16 protein-coding genes, 1 tRNA gene and 1 pseudogene are annotated in these 15094 nt (G+C 75.4%); 12 read left to right on the top strand and 6 right to left on the bottom strand.

Translation table 11 applies throughout. The annotated features are described in order from the left end of the window. Positions 1-94: 94 nt before the first annotated feature. The 4 genes and pseudogenes from KDL28_RS15825 (at position 95) to KDL28_RS40450 (ending at position 1866) form a co-directional block, all read left to right on the top strand. On the top strand, positions 95-424 hold the full coding sequence (locus tag KDL28_RS15825; RefSeq protein WP_252439284.1) for a hypothetical protein: 330 nt from the start codon (positions 95-97) through the stop codon (positions 422-424). Further along, positions 421-1338 carry a zinc metalloprotease gene (locus tag KDL28_RS15820; protein ID WP_252439283.1) on the top strand — a complete coding sequence of 306 codons (918 nt, stop codon included), beginning with the start codon at positions 421-423 and terminating at the stop codon, positions 1336-1338. The genes KDL28_RS15825 and KDL28_RS15820 overlap by 4 nt, the downstream gene beginning before the upstream one ends. An 82-nt stretch (positions 1339-1420) precedes the next feature. Continuing rightward, positions 1421-1681 (top strand): annotated as a pseudogene (locus KDL28_RS42125) (MscL family protein); the annotation flags it as partial. A gap of 53 nt (positions 1682-1734) precedes the next feature. Then, positions 1735-1866 (top strand): hypothetical protein, encoded by a 132-nt coding sequence (locus tag KDL28_RS40450; protein WP_256501761.1) that lies wholly within the window; start codon positions 1735-1737, stop codon positions 1864-1866. Positions 1867-1878: 12 nt separating this feature from the next. Here KDL28_RS40450 and KDL28_RS15815 read toward each other — a convergent pair whose 3' ends face one another. Then, positions 1879-2631 (bottom strand): alpha/beta fold hydrolase, encoded by a 753-nt coding sequence (locus KDL28_RS15815; protein ID WP_252439281.1) that lies wholly within the window; start codon positions 2629-2631, stop codon positions 1879-1881. A gap of 119 nt (positions 2632-2750) precedes the next feature. Here KDL28_RS15815 and KDL28_RS15810 point away from each other — a divergent pair, with 119 nt between their 5' ends. Further along, positions 2751-3359 (top strand): TetR/AcrR family transcriptional regulator, encoded by a 609-nt coding sequence (locus KDL28_RS15810; RefSeq protein WP_252439279.1) that lies wholly within the window; start codon positions 2751-2753, stop codon positions 3357-3359. On the opposite strand, the gene KDL28_RS15805 is transcribed toward KDL28_RS15810, so the two are convergent. Together KDL28_RS15805 and KDL28_RS15800 are read right to left on the bottom strand one after the other, a co-directional pair. Next, complete coding sequence (locus KDL28_RS15805) at positions 3356-4579, bottom strand: sensor histidine kinase (RefSeq protein ID WP_252439277.1); 1224 nt, start codon at positions 4577-4579, stop codon at positions 3356-3358. The genes KDL28_RS15810 and KDL28_RS15805 overlap by 4 nt on opposite strands. Further along, positions 4579-5232 (bottom strand): response regulator transcription factor, encoded by a 654-nt coding sequence (locus tag KDL28_RS15800; RefSeq protein ID WP_252439275.1) that lies wholly within the window; start codon positions 5230-5232, stop codon positions 4579-4581. Before KDL28_RS15800 ends, KDL28_RS15805 begins: the two co-directional genes overlap by 1 nt. An 89-nt stretch (positions 5233-5321) precedes the next feature. Between KDL28_RS15800 and KDL28_RS15795 the strand changes: the two genes are divergently transcribed. The 6 genes from KDL28_RS15795 to KDL28_RS15770 all read left to right on the top strand — a co-directional run bounded on the left by KDL28_RS15795 (position 5322) and on the right by KDL28_RS15770 (position 9786). Further along, positions 5322-6038 carry a hypothetical protein gene (locus KDL28_RS15795; protein WP_252439273.1) on the top strand — a complete coding sequence of 239 codons (717 nt, stop codon included), beginning with the start codon at positions 5322-5324 and terminating at the stop codon, positions 6036-6038. Then, a complete protein-coding gene (locus tag KDL28_RS15790) occupies positions 6035-6604 on the top strand; it encodes a hypothetical protein (RefSeq protein WP_252439271.1) in 570 nt (189 codons plus the stop codon). The genes KDL28_RS15795 and KDL28_RS15790 overlap by 4 nt, the downstream gene beginning before the upstream one ends. Further along, positions 6601-7665: a peptidoglycan-binding protein gene (locus KDL28_RS15785; RefSeq protein ID WP_252439269.1), complete on the top strand. Its 1065-nt coding sequence runs from the start codon at positions 6601-6603 to the stop codon at positions 7663-7665. The genes KDL28_RS15790 and KDL28_RS15785 overlap by 4 nt, the downstream gene beginning before the upstream one ends. Then, a complete protein-coding gene (locus KDL28_RS15780; RefSeq protein ID WP_252439267.1) occupies positions 7662-8402 on the top strand; it encodes an ABC transporter ATP-binding protein in 741 nt (246 codons plus the stop codon). Before KDL28_RS15785 ends, KDL28_RS15780 begins: the two co-directional genes overlap by 4 nt. Further along, positions 8399-9574, top strand: a complete 1176-nt coding sequence (locus KDL28_RS15775) for an ABC transporter permease (RefSeq protein WP_252439265.1) — start codon at positions 8399-8401, stop codon at positions 9572-9574. The genes KDL28_RS15780 and KDL28_RS15775 overlap by 4 nt, the downstream gene beginning before the upstream one ends. Positions 9575-9709: 135 nt before the next feature. Continuing rightward, positions 9710-9786, top strand: a tRNA-Pro gene (locus tag KDL28_RS15770). Here KDL28_RS15770 and KDL28_RS15765 read toward each other — a convergent pair. The 3 genes from KDL28_RS15765 to KDL28_RS15755 all read right to left on the bottom strand — a co-directional run bounded on the left by KDL28_RS15765 (position 9765) and on the right by KDL28_RS15755 (position 13177). Then, positions 9765-10391 (bottom strand): GNAT family N-acetyltransferase, encoded by a 627-nt coding sequence (locus KDL28_RS15765; RefSeq protein WP_252439263.1) that lies wholly within the window; start codon positions 10389-10391, stop codon positions 9765-9767. The two genes, KDL28_RS15770 and KDL28_RS15765, sit on opposite strands and share 22 nt — an antisense overlap. A 381-nt stretch (positions 10392-10772) precedes the next feature. After that, the gene (locus tag KDL28_RS15760) at positions 10773-12407 is read right to left on the bottom strand and encodes a thiamine pyrophosphate-binding protein (RefSeq protein WP_252439261.1); all 1635 of its coding nucleotides are present in this window, start codon (positions 12405-12407) and stop codon (positions 10773-10775) included. After that, complete coding sequence (locus tag KDL28_RS15755) at positions 12404-13177, bottom strand: cyclase family protein (RefSeq protein ID WP_252439259.1); 774 nt, start codon at positions 13175-13177, stop codon at positions 12404-12406. Before KDL28_RS15755 ends, KDL28_RS15760 begins: the two co-directional genes overlap by 4 nt. Before the next feature lie 165 nt (positions 13178-13342). Between KDL28_RS15755 and KDL28_RS15750 the strand changes: the two genes are divergently transcribed. Then, positions 13343-14971 (top strand): AMP-binding protein, encoded by a 1629-nt coding sequence (locus KDL28_RS15750; RefSeq protein ID WP_252439257.1) that lies wholly within the window; start codon positions 13343-13345, stop codon positions 14969-14971. Positions 14972-15094: the final 123 nt, after the last annotated feature.

Here is a 15094-nt window from a genome sequence, read left to right as displayed (position 1 = left end):
GGCCCACCCCGGCTACCGCCCACCGCCGTCCCGGGCCCGGCGCGAACCGGTCGCGCCGTTCGTCCGTGGACCGTGTCGAGGGACGGGGTGTCGCATGAGTGCCGATGAGCGCAGTGAGCTGGTGGGCGAGTGGGCCCACTCGTTCGAGGAGGACGGCGACCGCACGCTGGTCTACCGCCGCGACGACTACCCGTTCCCCCCGGCGCGGCGGCCCCGGGAGGCGCTGCGCCTGGAGCCGGACGGCGGGGCGCGGGTGGGGCGGGTGGGGCCTGCCGACCGGCGCGAGTGGACGTCGGGGCGGTGGGGGGTCGACGGCGGGCGCCTCGTGCTCGACCACGGCGACGTGTTCGACATCGTCGCGCTGGCCCCGGACCGCCTGGAGCTCGGGCGGCCCGACCAGCCCGGCCAGGGGGACGACCGATGACCCAGGCCGGACCGCCCACCGTGCGCACCTGCGGCACCGCACCCGTGCACGAGCGCCTGCTGCGCAGCGTCCCCGGGTACGTCGCCGCCCGGGCCCGCAGCGAGAACGGGGCGTGGACGGCGCGGCGGCGCGGGCTCGCGCGGCGGGCGGGGGTCGTGCGCATCCCGGTGGTGGTGCACGTGGTGCACCGCACGGCGGAGGAGGACGTCTCCGACGAGCAGGTGCGCTCCCAGATCGAGGTGCTCAACCGCGACTTCCGCCGCCGCAACCCCGACGTCGACCAGGTCCCGGAGGTCTTCGCCGACCTCGTCGCCGACGCGGGCATCGAGTTCGAGCCGGCCACGACCGATCCCGACGGCGGTCCGACCGACGGCATCACCCGCACCCGGACCACGGCGTCCTCCTTCGCCGACGACGACCGCATCAAGTCGGCGGGCACCGGGGGCGCCGACGCGTGGCCGAGCGAGCGCTACCTCAACCTGTGGGTCGGGCGGCTGTCCGGCGGGCTGCTGGGTTACGCGCAGTTCCCCGGGGGTCCGCCGGAGACCGACGGCGTCGTCATCGCCCACACCGCGTTCGGCACGCTCGGGACGGCCGCCGAGCCGTTCGACCTGGGCCGCACGGCCACCCACGAGGTCGGGCACTGGCTCAACCTGCGCCACATCTGGGGCGACGACGGCACCGGCTGCAGCGGGTCCGACTTCGTCGACGACACCCCCAACCAGGCCGGCGAGAACACCGGGCGGCCCCGGTTCCCCAGCGTGAGCTGCGACAACGCCCCCAACGGCGACCTGTTCATGAACTACATGGACTACGTCGACGACGTCGCGATGTTCATGTTCACCAACGGCCAGGCCCAGCGGATGCAGGCCTGCCTGGACAACGATCGCAGGAGCTTCGTCGAGCAGGGCTGAATCCCACCCACGACCACCCCTCCGTGCCGCGCTCGTACCGCACCACCCGCGTCCTCCTCCCCACAATCGCGGCGTGCGGAGCATGTGGGACGAGTTCAAGGTGTTCACGCTGGGCGGCAACGTGCTGGACCTGGCGCTCGGGTTCATCGTCGGGACGGCGTTCGCCGGGTTGGTCGACAGCCCCGCCGGCGACGTGATCATGCGGTTCGTGGCGGCGATCTTCGGCTGGCCCGACTTCTCCGGCCTGGTGTTCACCGTCAACGACGCCGAGATCCGCTACGGCGCGTTCCTCACCGTGCTGGTCAACTTCCTGCTGCCGGCGCTGGTGCTGTTCGGGCTGGTCAAGCTGCTCAAGCGGATCGGGCTGGGCAACTTCACGGCGCAGGGCAGCCAGGAGTGCCCCTTCTGCGAGGAGTTCGTGGCGATCACGCCACCCGCTGCAAGCTCTGCACCGCCGAGATCGAGCCCGGCGTGCTCGGCGACGAGGACGCCCCGCAGATCACGACGCGGACCCGGGTGGCCGGCTGATCCGCGGGACGCTCACCGGGCCGCGGGCAGCGTCGACCAGAAGTCGGTGAGCGTGCGCGCGCCGGCCGCCGGGTCCTGCACCATCCACCAGTGGCCGAGCCCGGGCAGCTCCGCCACGCGCGCGCCGGCGCGGGCGGCCGTCCGCCTGCGCTGCTCGTCGGATCCGCCGACGACGTCCTGCCCGGCCAGCACGGCCAGGCCCGGGCGGCGGGCGGCGCCGCCGAGGTCGCGACCCAGCTCCGCCATCACCGGCTGGACGGCCGACCGGTAGAGCGTCAGGATCGCCCGCCCCAGCTCCGGGCCCTGGCCTGCGGCGATCTCCGCGGCCAGGTCCGCAGGGAAGCCGCGCTCGACGAGCCGTCCGGACCGCGCCGCGCGGGTCCCGAGGTCGGCCTCGACCGCCGCCTCCCCCTCCCCCGGCCGTTGCCAGACCTGCGCCAGCGCGTGCCACTCGTAGTCCGGGTCGAACAACCCGACGGCATCGCTGACCCAGCTGCGGACCAGCTCCGGGCGGGCGGCGACGGCGGCCACCACGTGCCCGCCGCCCCAGTCGTGCCCGACCAGGTCGACCGGCTCCCCGATCGCCGCGAGCTCGTCGACCAGCCAGTCGCGGTAGTCGGTCACCGTCGCGCCGAAGCCCGCCGGGAGCGGCGCGCCGAACCCGGGCGGGGACAGCCGGACCACGTCCTCGCGGCCCAGCTCGGCGAGCAGCGGCCCCCAGACGGCCGCGGTCTCGGGGTTGCCGTGCACGAACACCGCGGGCACGCTCGCACCCCTCTCTCTGTCGTGGGCTCCAGCACCGATCATCGTGTTCCTCCTCGTGGCGATGGTTCGACCGTACATATTTGCTATACAACACGCAAGTTGCTGATACGGTCTCTCCCATGGTCGCCCGCACCTCCCGACGCACCCAGGCCGAACGCCGCGAGCAGACCGGCTCCGCGCTCCTGCGCGCCGCCGCGGAGCTGGTCGTCGAGGGCGGTGTGCAGGCCCTGACCCTGGCCCGGGTCGGGGAACGGGCCGGCTACAGCCGCGGGATCGTCACCCACCACTTCGGGTCGAAGAAGGCGCTGGTCGACGCGCTCGCCAAGGCCAGCCAGTCCGGGTTCGTGCCCGAGGCGCCGCACGAACCCGGTCTCGACCGGCTGCTGCACCTGATCGACGGCTACATCGCCGCGCTGGGCGGCCTCCGGACGATGAGCCGGGCGTTCCTGCTGCTCTGGGCCGAGGCGACGACCTCGCCCGACCTCGCCGAGACCTTCCGCGAGCGCGACGAGCACTTCCGCACCGACCTGCGGGCCGACGTGGCCGCGGGCGTCGCGGCCGGCACGATCCGCGCCGACCTCGACCCGCACGACGTCGCCGTCGCGGTGCTGGGCCAGCTCCGCGGCATCGGCCTGCAGCACCAGCTCGACCCCGCCGCCGTCCCCACCGAACGGCTCCGCCGGGTCGTCGCGGACCAGTGGCGCCGGGCGCTGGTCCCGACGCCCTAACCGGCCGGTTGCGGCAGCGCCGGACGCCCGCGGGCGCTCGTGACGACCGAGCGCGGCAGCTCCACCCGCACGGCCAGCCCGCCGCCCGGGCGGGCGCGGGCGGTCACGGTGCCGCCGTGCGCGCGCACCACCGCCGCGACGATCGAGAGCCCGAGCCCGGAGCCGGACGCTGCGGTGCGGTCGCGCGTGCGGCGGAACGGCTCGAACAGGGCCGGGACCACGTAGTCGGGCACGACCGGGCCGGTGTTCGACACGCTGACCCAGCTGCGGCTGCCCGCCGAGCCCGCGGACACCTCGACGCGCCCGCCCTCGCGGTTGTAGCGCACGGCGTTGTCCACGAGGTTCTCCACGACCCGCTCCAGCAGCACCGGGTCGCCGGTGGTGGGGGCGGGCGTCGCGGAGCGGACCAGGTCGACCCCGGCGGCCGCGGCCGCGGCGGCCGACCGGGCCTCGACGTGCTCGGTGATCTCGTCGAGGTCGACGGGGAGCCGGTCGGGTGGCGCGGCCTCGCTGCGGGCCAGCAGCAGCAGGCCGTCGATCAGCCGCTCGTGGCGGGCGTTGACGGCCAGCAGCGTCTCGCCGAGGTCGCGCAGCTCGCGGGGCGCGCCCGGGCGGGTGCTGGCCACCTCGATCAGGGTGCGGTTGATCGCCAGCGGGGTGCGCAGCTCGTGCGAGGCGTTGGCGACGAACGTGCGCTGGCCGTCGAAGGCCCGGCCCAGCCGTTCCAGCATCGCGTCGAAGGTGTCGGCGAGCTCGCGCAGCTCGTCGGCCGGGCCGCCGAGGGCGATCCGCTCGTGCAGGCCGCGGTCGTCGGCGATCCGCCGGGCGGTCGCGGTGATCTGGTGCAGCGGGCTCAGCGCCCGCCCGGCCATCCACCAGCCCGAGCCGATGGCCAGCGCGCCGACCAGTGCCAGCGCCACCAGCGACTGGGTGAGCAGCGAGCTGAGCGTGTCGTCGCGGAGGATGAGCTGGTCGGCGGTGATGCCGGCCTCCAGCTCGTGGAAGGCCATCCCCGGCGGGATCCCGCTGACCAGCACCTGCGCCGGCCGCTCACCCACCGGGGCGCTGCTCAGCACGCGGGCGGTGCCCGACGGGCCCAGGCGGTCGTTGAGGATGTTGCTGACCAGCAGGTAGCCGGCCAGGATCACGACCGCCCCGGCGGCGAAGAACATGACGCCGTAGAGGGCGGTCAGCCGCACCCGGATCGACAGCCTGCCCATCACGGCACCTGGTAGCCGACGCCGGGCACGGTCCGCACGAGCGGCGGGTCGCCCAGCTTGCGGCGCAGCGTCATCACCGTCACCCGCACGACGTTGGTGAACGGGTCGGTGTGCTCGTCCCACACCTTCTCCAGCAGCCGCTCGGTGCTCACCGCTCCCCCGCTCGCCCGCAGCAGCTCCTCCAGCACGCCGAACTCCTTGCGGGTCAGCCGCACGTAGTGGCCGGCGCGGAAGACCTCCCGGCGGTGCGGGTCGAGCCGGACGTCGCCGCGGGTGAGCACCGGCGGGATGACCTCCCGCGGTCGCCGCGCCAGCGCCCGGATCCGGGCCACCAGCTCGGCGAACGCGAACGGCTTGGTCAGGTAGTCGTCGGCGCCGATGGCCAGCCCGCAGACGCGGTCGGGGACGGCGGCGGCCGCGGTCAGCATGAGGACCCGGGCGGTGCCCGCGTCGACGAGCGTGCGGCACAGCTCGTCGCCGTGGATGCCCGGGAGGTCGCGGTCGAGCACGACGACGTCGTAGTCGTTGGTCGCGATCGACCGGCTCGCCGCGTGGCCGTCGAGCGCGATGTCGACCGCCATCGCCTCCCGTCGCAGCCCCTCGGCGACGGCGTCGGCCAGCAGTTCCTCGTCCTCGACCACCAGCACGCGCACGACGTCGATCCTGCCCGGGTCGCCGATAAGGCCGCCATAAGCGGTTCCGCTGATCGCCGTCTTATCGCCGCCGCGGTGTCGTGGCCCCCATGAGACGCACCCTGTTCATCACCGCGGCCGTCCCGCTCCTGCTGCTCGTGGGCGGAGGGGGCGCCGTCGCGGCCGCGGCCCCCGCCGCGCCGACGCTGGCCCCGATGACCGACCCCGACCCCTCCGACGACCAGGAGGAACGGATCCGGCAGTTCGCCCAGTGCCTGCGCGACAACGGCGTCGACCTGCCCGACCCGGCCGAGGCCGACGGCTCGGTGCACATCGAGATCGGGCCGGACGAGAAGGCGGCGTTCGACGACGCGCTGGAGGCCTGCGCCGCCTTCGCCCCCGCGCGCGGCAGGGCCGTCGAGCTGGACCCGGCGCTGCGGGAGCGGTTCGAGGAGTTCCACGAGTGCCTCTCCGACCACGGCGTCGACCTCCCCGGACCCGGCCCGGGGGCCGGTGGGATCGTCCTGGGCCACGTCGAGGAGGCGGGCGCGGTCGGGGGTCGCGTGCTGCACCAGCGAGGGGAAGCCGGCCCCGGGACGCCTCCGCCGCCGGGCGCCCCGCGTCCCGCGGCCGGTGAGGCGCACGTCGCGACCCCGCTGCCGGGGTCGGAGGAGGCCGTCGAGGCATGCAAGGACCTGCTGCCCGTGCCGCCCGGTGACGGACCGGTGATCGTCGGCAGCGGCGGCGACGTGATCGTGGGCGAGGTCGCCGAGGCCCGCGCCGGTGGCGTCGGCATCACCATCGCCGTCGCCGGGGGCGGGACATGACCCGGATCCCCCGGGTGGGGGACCGCCGCGCCGGTACCGCCGCCGCGCTGCTCACCCTGCTGCTGTCGCTGCTGGTACTGGCCGGCTGCGCCGCCACCGGCGGCGACGGCGTCGCTTCGGCCGGCGCCCCGGCGACGGGGGCCGCGGACGCGGACGCGGGCCCGGAGCCTTCCGCGGACAACGACGAGCGAGGGCGCCAGTTCGCCCAGTGCATGCGCGACAACGGCGTCGACATGGCCGACCCGGTGGACGGCCGGATCGAGGTCCGCGGCAGGCGCGGCGACGAGGCGACGCTCGAGGCGGCCCAGGAGGCCTGCGAGCAGTACGCGCCCGGTGGTGGCGAGAAGCCCGACGCGGCGGCGAGCGAGCAGCTGCGCGCGTTCGCCCAGTGCATGCGCGACAACGGGCTGCCCGGCTTCCCGGACCCGCAGCCCGACGGCGGCCTGATGATCACCCGGGACTCGGGGATCGACATGGACAGCGAGGAGTTCAAGGCGGCCGAGGCCGCCTGCGACGACCTGCGGCCCGAGCCGCCGGGCGGCAGGTCGGCCGGGGGTGGGTCGTGACCACCCGCGGCCGGATCGGGGTCGGCGCGCTCGCCGCGGTGACCGTCGGCCTGGTCGCGCTGCTGGTCGTCGGCGCGGGACGGGGCGGAGCCGCCCCGCCCGCCGCGGCCGCCCCGCCGGACACGGCGACCGTCGTGCGCACCACGCTCACCGAGACCGAGGAGATCGAGGGGACCCTGGGCTTCGGCGAGGCGCGGCAGGTGAGCGCGCGCGGGCCGGGCACGCTCACCTCGGTCGCCGCCGCGGGCACGGTGGTGCACCGCGGCGAGGCGCTGTTCGCCGTCGACACCGAGCCGGTGGTGCTGATGCTCGGCGCGGTGCCCGCCTACCGCGACCTGCGCAGCGGCGACGAGGGCGCGGACGTGGCCCAGCTGGAGGAGAACCTGGCCGCGCTGGGCCACACCGGCTTCACCGTCGACGACGAGTTCACCTCGGCCACCGCGACGGCCGTGCGCGAGTGGCAGGAGGACCTCGGCGTCGACGAGACCGGGCGGGTCGAGCTCGGGCGGGTGGTGTTCGCGCCCGCCGACGTGCGGGTGTCGGAGGTGTCCGCGCAGGTCGGCGACCAGGTCGGCGGCGGCCCGGTGCTCGGCGTCACCGGCACCGCCCGCCAGGTCGACATGGACGTCGAGGTCCCCGACCGCGAGATCGTCGCTCCCGGGACCGCGGTCGAGGTGGAGCTCCCGGGCGGCACCGTGGTGCCCGGCACCATCCGCGAGGTCGGCGCCGCGGCCGAGCAGCCGCCCGACGACGGCCAGCCCGGGCCGAGCGACCCGGCAACCGTCCCGGTCGTGGTCGACGTGGCCGACCCGGCCGCGGCGGCCGCGTTCGACCAGGCCCCGGTCACCGTCACGGTGACCGCAGGCAGCGCGCCCGACGTGCTCGCCGTGCCGGTCGCGGCGCTGCTCGCGCTGGCCGAGGGCGGCTACGGGCTGGAGGTCGTCGAGGGCGGTGCCGCCCGGGTCGTCGCCGTGCAGACCGGGGTGTTCTCCGACGGGAAGGTCGAGGTCAGCGGGGCCGGGATCGCCGAGGGCGCGGAGGTCGGGGTGCCGGCGCGATGATCGACAGCGCGAGCGGGTCACCGCGGGCCGTCGTCGAGCTGACCGACGTGCACCGCGGCTACCCGGGAGGAGTCGCGGCGCTGCGAGGGGTGTCGCTGCGGATCCGGGCCGGCGAGCTGGTGGCGGTGGTCGGGCCGTCCGGGTCGGGCAAGTCGACGCTGCTGCACCTGGCCGGCACGCTGGACCGACCCACGTCCGGCACCGTCCGGGTGGACGGCCGCGACGTGTCGGCGCTGCCCGACCGCGAGCTGGCCGAGCTGCGCGCCGACCGGATCGGCTTCGTGTTCCAGCAGTTCCACCTGACCCGCGGCGTCGCGGCGCTGTCCCTGGTGGCCGACGGCCTGCTCTACACCGGGATGGCGGCGCGGCGGCGGCGCGGACGGGCGGCCCGCGTGCTGGAGCGGGTGGGGCTCGGGCACCGGCTCGGGCACCGCCCGCACGAGCTGTCCGGCGGGGAGCGCCAGCGGGTGGCCATCGCCAGGGCGGTCGTCGGCGACCCGGCGCTCGTGCTGGCCGACGAGCCGACCGGCAACCTCGACTCGGCCTCCGGCGCCGAGGTGATGGCGCTGCTGCGGGAGCTCAACGCCGAGGGCACCACCGTCGTCGTCATCACCCACGACCGGGAGCTGGCCGACGGGCTGCCGCGGCGGGTGCGGATGCGCGACGGACTGGTGGTCGCCGACGAGGGCGGCCCACCCCGGCTGCTCGCCGCGGTATCGGAAGGAGGCGGGCCGTGAGCGCCCGGTTGGGACCGGCCGACACCGCCCGGATCGCGGTCGACGGGCTGCGGGCGCGGCCGGTGCGCGCGGTGCTGTCGGCGGTGGGCATCGCCATCGGCATCGCCGCGATGGTCGCGGTGCTGGGCATCTCGGCGTCGAGCCGGGCGCAGCTCGACGCCACCCTCGACCGGCTGGGCACCGACCTGCTGACCGCCGGGCCGGGGCGCACGCTGCTCGGCGAGGACGCGCAGCTGCCGCGGGACGCGGTGGCGATGGTGGGGCGCATCGGTCCGGTGACCGCGGCCTCGGCCACCGGCGTCGTCGACGCCCGCGTCTACCGCACCGACCACGTCCCGCCCGCCCAGACCGGTGGGCTCGCGGTGCTGGCGGCCCGGCTCGACCTGCTCGACACGGTCGGCGCCGAGGTCGCCACCGGGACCTGGCTGAACGCGGCCACCGCCGAGTACCCGGCGGTCGTGCTCGGCGCCGACGCGGCCGCCCGGACCACCGCCGCCCCCGGCGCGCAGGTCTGGCTGGGCGAGCGGTGGTTCACCGTCGTCGGGGTGCTGGCCCCGGCCCCGCTGGCCCCCGAGCTGGACACCGCGGCCCTGGTCGGCTGGCCGGTGGCCGAGCAGCTGCTGGGCTTCGACGGGCACCCGACCACCGTGTACGAGCGGTCCGCCGAGGACGCCGTGGAGGCCGTCGCCGCGGTGCTGGCGGCCACGGCCAACCCGGAGGACCCGCAGGAGGTCGAGGTCAGCAGGCCGTCGGACGCCCTCGCCGCCCAGGCCGCCGCCGACTCCGCGTTCACCGGCCTGCTGCTCGGCGTCGGCGCCGTCGCCCTGCTGGTGGGCGGGGTCGGCGTGGCCAACACGATGGTGATCGCGGTGCTGGAGCGCCGCGCCGAGATCGGTCTGCGCCGCGCCCTCGGCGCCACCCGCAAGCACGTCCGCGACCAGTTCGTCGCCGAAGCGGTCGTCCTCTCCGGCCTCGGCGGTCTGTTCGGGGTGCTGCTCGGCGCCGCCGTCACCACGGCGTACGCGATGGGCCAGGGCTGGCCGGCGACGGTGCCGGCGTACGCCTGGGCGGGCGGCCTGCTGACCACCGTCGCCGTCGGCGCGCTGGCCGGCCTCTACCCGGCCGTGCGCGCCTCCCACCTCCCCCCGGTGGAGGCACTCGCCTCCGCCTGACCACGGACCAGGCCGGGCGGGGACCCGGCCCGCGAGGCAGCACGCCCCAGCCGAGGGGAGGCGGGGCGTGCTGCCGATCCGACTATCCGGGCGGTGCCGCGGGTGGGCACACGCTAGGCTCACGCGCGCAGGGCACGGGGTGTGGCGCAGCTTGGTAGCGCACTCGCTTTGGGAGCGAGGGGCCGTGGGTTCAAATCCCGCCACCCCGACCACGCGCCACCTGGGAACGCCGAGCCGGCAGCGCACCGCCGGCTCGGCGCGCCGGTCGGCGCAGCTCCCCGGCCAGCACCGACATCACGATCTCGTCGTGCCACCGCCCGTCCCAGTGCAGCACGTCGCGGCAACGACCCTCCACGACGAACCCGCACTTCTCGTAGACGCGTTGAGCGCGCGCGTTGAACTCGAACACCCCGAGCGACACCCGGTGCAACCCGCGCGCGAACGCCTCCCCGACGGCCAGCCGGACCGCTTCGGTGCCGTAGCCCCGGCCCTGGTGCGGCCCGCCGAGCAGGATCCGGAAGTTGCACGAGCCGTTGTCCGGGTCGAGGTCGTTGAGCACCGCTTCGCCGAGGAACGCCCCGTCCGCCGCCCGCACCACGGCCCAGTCGGCGCGGTCGTGGTGCTCGTGGCGGGACGCGAGCCAGCGTTCGACGGTGGTCCGGTCGGCCACGGTGTGCGAGCCGGTCGAGCGCCGCACCTCCGGATCGTCGAGTGCGCGCAGGTAGTCCTCCAGCACCGCCGGGCCCAGGGGTTCCAGCCGCACGTGCTCACCGTGCAGCACGGAACGGTCGCGGAAGACGTCGGCGGGAACGATCACGGCGCCGACGGTAACGCCCGCCGGTGGCTCACATCCCCCAGCCGAGTGCGCTTCACAAGACCAGCAGTCCCACGCCACCCGCACCCGCGGCCACCCGGAACGCCGCCGGCGGCGAGTGCCGCCCGGGCGACGAGTTCCGGGGAAGGCACGAGCGGGGCTCGTGACCACCGGCCCCGTTCCGTGGAGAACGACGATGTTGCGGTGTGGACCGGTCCAGAACAACGACGGGGTGATCTCCGCGCGCACCCACGCCTCGATGTCCGGCCCGAACGGGTCGGGATGGGCGCTCGACCAGGTGTGCCGGTGCACGTCGAGAACGAACTTGTCGTCGTTTTGGACCGGTCCAAACGACGACAGGTTCGTTCTCGACCGGAAAGGGGATCAGTGGCCGCGGAAGGCTTCGGCGAGCCACCACGAGGGCTCGTCGGAGCGGACCTTCGCGTCGACCACCATCGGGCGGTCGCGCGGGCCGGCCAGCCACGTCGCCACCGCGTCGAGGTCCTCGGGTCGGCGGACGGTGGCGGTGTCGCAGCCGAACCCGGCGGCCAGTGCGGCGAGGTCGGTGTCGGGGAAGCGGACCGTGGTGTGGTCGTCGTCGGCGAAGTGGTGGAACTCGGCGCCGTAGCCGGCGTCGTCGTAGACCACGACCAGCATCCCGATGCCCAGTCGGACGAGCGTCTCCAGCTCGGAGACGCCCATGGTGAAGCCGCCGTCGCCGAGGGCGGCGACGGGGAGGCGGTCGGGGCGGGCCAGCGCGGCGCCGATCGCGGTGGCCAGACCCAGGCCGATGGACTGGAAGGCCTGGGTGAAGCAGAAGCCCGCCTCGTCGGGGACGGCGAGGTAGCCGCTGGGGTAGCCCATGAAGTTGCCGGAGTCGACGGCGAGGGTGCGCTCGGCGGGCAGCAGGGCGTCCAGTTCGGCGGAGAGCAGCCGAGGGTCGATGCGGTCGTCGGCCGGGTCGGGTTCGGCGGGCAGCGGGAGCGCGGCCCAGCGGCCCTCGGCGGCTATCCGGTCGTGCAGGGTGCGGGAGCGGTAGCCGGTGCCGCCGCGCACGACGGCGGCGACGTCGCGGGCGGTCTCGGCGACGTCGCCGAGGACGGCCAGGTCGACCGGCCGGTTGGCGCCCAGGGCCTCGGCGGTGTCGTCGACCTGCACGACCGTCGCGTCCGGCCCGATGAGGGCGCCGTGCCGGGTGGTCCACATCGTCATCGACGCGCCCCAGGCCACCACCAGGTCGGCGGCGGTGATCACCTCGGCGGCCAGCGGGGTGGCGAAGCCGCCGGAGATGCCCAGCGACCAGGGCGAGCCCGCGAACAGGCCGTTCGCGACCGCGGACGTCGCCACCAGCGCCCCGCACCGCTCGGCGAGTGCCTCCAGTTCGGCGCGGGCGGCGCGGGCACCGCGCCCGGCCAGGAACACCGGCCGGGCGGCCCCGTCGATCAGCCGGGCGAGGGCCTCGACCGCGGACGCGGCCGGCCGCACCGGCAGCCACGACGGCGGCTCCGGCACGGCGTCGGGCAGCGGGCACGGCTGGGCCTGGACGTCGAGCGGGAGGTTCAGCACGACGGTGCGCCGCTGCCGGACCGTGCCGACGGCGCGCAGGACGTCGGCCACCGCCGACTCCGCCGAGTGCACCCGCTCGGACACCGCGCCGACCGAGCGGACCAACGCGTCCTGGTCGATGCGGAAGTTGGAGCGCACGGCCGAGCCCGCGCCGTCGGCGGCCAGCACGAGCAGCGGGGTGCGGCTCTTGGCGGCCTCGGTGATGCCGGTGACGGCGTTGGTCAGGCCGGGGCCCTGGTGCACCGACAGCACCGCCACCCGACCCGACGTGCGGGCGAACGCGTCGGCCATGGTCGCGGCGCCGCCCTCGTGCCGGGCCGCGGTGAACGGCACGCCCGCCGCGCGCAGGGCGTTGGTGGCGTGGAAGTTGCCGCTGCCCACGACGCCGAACGCGTGGCCGACGCCGAGCCGGCCCAGCAGCGTCCCGACGGCGTCGGCGACCGTCGTGGTCACCGCTCGACCAGCGCCAGCACCCGCGCCGGGCTCCCCGAGCCGCCCACGATCGGCAGCGGCGAGACCACCAGCAGCGCCCCCGTCGCCGGCAGCCGCCCGAGGTTGCGCAGGCTGGTGAGGCCCCACTTGCCCGCGCCGAGCAGGAAGTGGTGGCAGGCGAACGGCGGGTCGAAACCGCCCGCGGCGCCCGCGTCGGTGCCCACGGTCTCCACGCCGAAGCCGGTCAGCGGGGACTCCTCGGCCAGCCAGCGCGCGCACTCGGCGGACACGCCCGGCGTGTGCGGGCCGTCCTCGTCGGCGTTGAGGAAGGCGGCCGCGTCCTCGCCGCGGGCCTCCCAGCCGGTCCGGTAGAGCAGCCAGCCGCCGTCGGGCAGCGGGCCGTGCTCACCCTCCCAGGCCCGGACGTGCTCGACCTCCAGCAGGAAGTCGGGGTCGGCCGCGGCCTGGGCGCTCTTGTCGATCACCGCGGCCGGCGCGACCAGGGTGCGCATCGGGGCCTGCGAGACGTCGGGGCCGTCCTTGCCGGTGACCCAGTGCACCGGGGCGTCGACGTGGGTGCCCGTGTGCTCGCCGGTGTGGATGTCGTTCCAGTACCAGGCCGGGCCGCGGTCGTCGTAGCGGCTGATCTCCTCGAGCTGGAACTGCCGGGTGTTCCCGAACGGCTCGGGCAACCGCAGGATCGGCGTCGACTCCTGCAGCGGGGTGGTGAGGTCGACGACTTCGACGGCGCCGGAGCGGACCGCGTCGAGCACGGCGGACAGGACGGACATGGGGGCTCCCCGGGGTCGGACGCCGCGAACAGCTGCCCGGCGATCGTGCCCGCCAACCGGTCGGCGCAGCAAGGCACAAGATCGCCCAGGCGACTACGTGTATCGGCCGATTGACTGTCGTCATGAAGGCGCAATATCGTGATCACCTCCGGAGGAGGGAGCGCGATGACCTCGACAGCTCACGTCGACCCGTTCTGCCGCGAGCACCTCCCGCCCCGGGACCAGTGGCCCGAGCTGCTGCTCGACGAGCCGTGGCTGCGCTACCCCGAGCGCCTCAACTGCGCCACCGCCCTGCTCGACGACACCATCGCCGAGCACGGCGGCGACCGGCCGTGCCTGCTCGCGCCCGGCGCCCCGACCTGGACCTACGACCAGCTGCGCGCCACCGCCGACCGCATCGCCCACGTGCTCACCGCCGACCTCGGCGTCGTCCCGGGCACCCGCGTGCTGCTGCGCGGGCCGAACACCCCGTGGCTGGTGGCCTGCTGGTTCGGCGTGCTCAAGGCCGGCGCGGTCGCCGTGGCCACGATGCCGATGCTGCGCGGGCGGGAGTTGCGCGAGATCCACGACATCGCCCGGATCGGCGTGGCCCTGTGCGACCACCGGTTCCTCGCCGACCTCGACGACGCCGCCCTCGGCGTGCCGACGGTGCCCTTCGGCGGTGCGTCCGACGACGACCTCGCCGCCCGCACCGCGGGCCACCCCGTCGAGTTCGACGACGTCGCCACCGCGGCCGACGACGTCGCGCTGCTGGCCTTCACCTCCGGCACGACCGGCCGCCCGAAGGCGACCATGCACCTCCACCGCGACGTGCTCGCCATCGCCGACACGTTCTCCGCCCACGTCCTCAAGCCCCGGCCCGACGACGTCTTCACCGGTACCCCGCCGGTCGCGTTCACCTTCGGCCTCGGCGGGCTCGTGGTGTTCCCGCTGCGCGCCGGGGCCAGCACGCTGCTGATCGAGAAGGCGACCCCGGCCGAGCTGGCCCGCCACATCGAGGAGCACCGCGTGACGGTGTGCTCGACCGCCCCGACGGCCTACCGCGCCATGATCGCCTCCGGCGAGGTGGCCCGGCTGGCCACGCTGCGCCGGGCGGTGTCGGCAGGCGAGCACCTGGGCGAGTCGACCTGGCGGCAGTTCCACGAGGCCACCGGTGTCGCGCTGATCGACGGCATCGGCTCGACCGAGATGCTGCACGTGTTCATCTCCGCCGCCGACGACGACATCCGCCCCGGCGCCACCGGCCGGGCCGTGCCCGGCTACGTCGCGCGGATCCTCGACGAGCAGGGCCGCGAGGTCCCCGACGGCACGCCGGGGCGGCTGGCCGTCAAGGGCCCGACGGGCTGCCGCTACCTCGACGACCGCCGCCAGCGCGTCTACGTCCAGGACGGCTGGAACATCACCGGCGATACCTTCTCCCGCGACGCCGACGGCTACTTCTGGTACCACGCCCGCAGCGACGACATGATCGTCTCCTCCGGGTACAACATCGCCGGCCCCGAGGTCGAGCAGGCGGTGGTGCTGCACCCCGACGTCGTCGACTGCGCCGTCGTCGGCACCCCGGACGCGGCACGCGGCCAGCTCGTGACGGCGTTCGTGGTGCTGCGCGAGGGCGCGACCGCCGACGCCGCCACCGCCGCGGCGATCCAGGACCACGTCAAGGCCACCATCGCCCCCTACAAGTACCCGCGGCGGGTGGAGTTCGTGGCCGAACTGCCGCGCACGGCCACGGGCAAGTTGCAACGCTTCCGGCTGCGGGAGGACGCGACCGAACCCGCCAAGGAGCCGATCTAGTGCGGTGGCCATGAACGTTCACCGGTTCACGACACGCCGACCGATGTCCCGGGACTGAACCGGTGCTGCTCCACCCTCGATCCCGCATCAACCCGGGATCGAGGAGGTGGGCAACGGGTGGCC

The sequence above is a fragment of the Pseudonocardia humida genome (genome assembly GCF_023898865.1).
In the GTDB taxonomy this organism is placed as follows: domain Bacteria; phylum Actinomycetota; class Actinomycetes; order Mycobacteriales; family Pseudonocardiaceae; genus Pseudonocardia; species Pseudonocardia humida.
The sequence above is the reverse complement of the archived record's forward strand: the minus strand, read 5'-3'. Positions and strand labels throughout refer to the sequence as shown.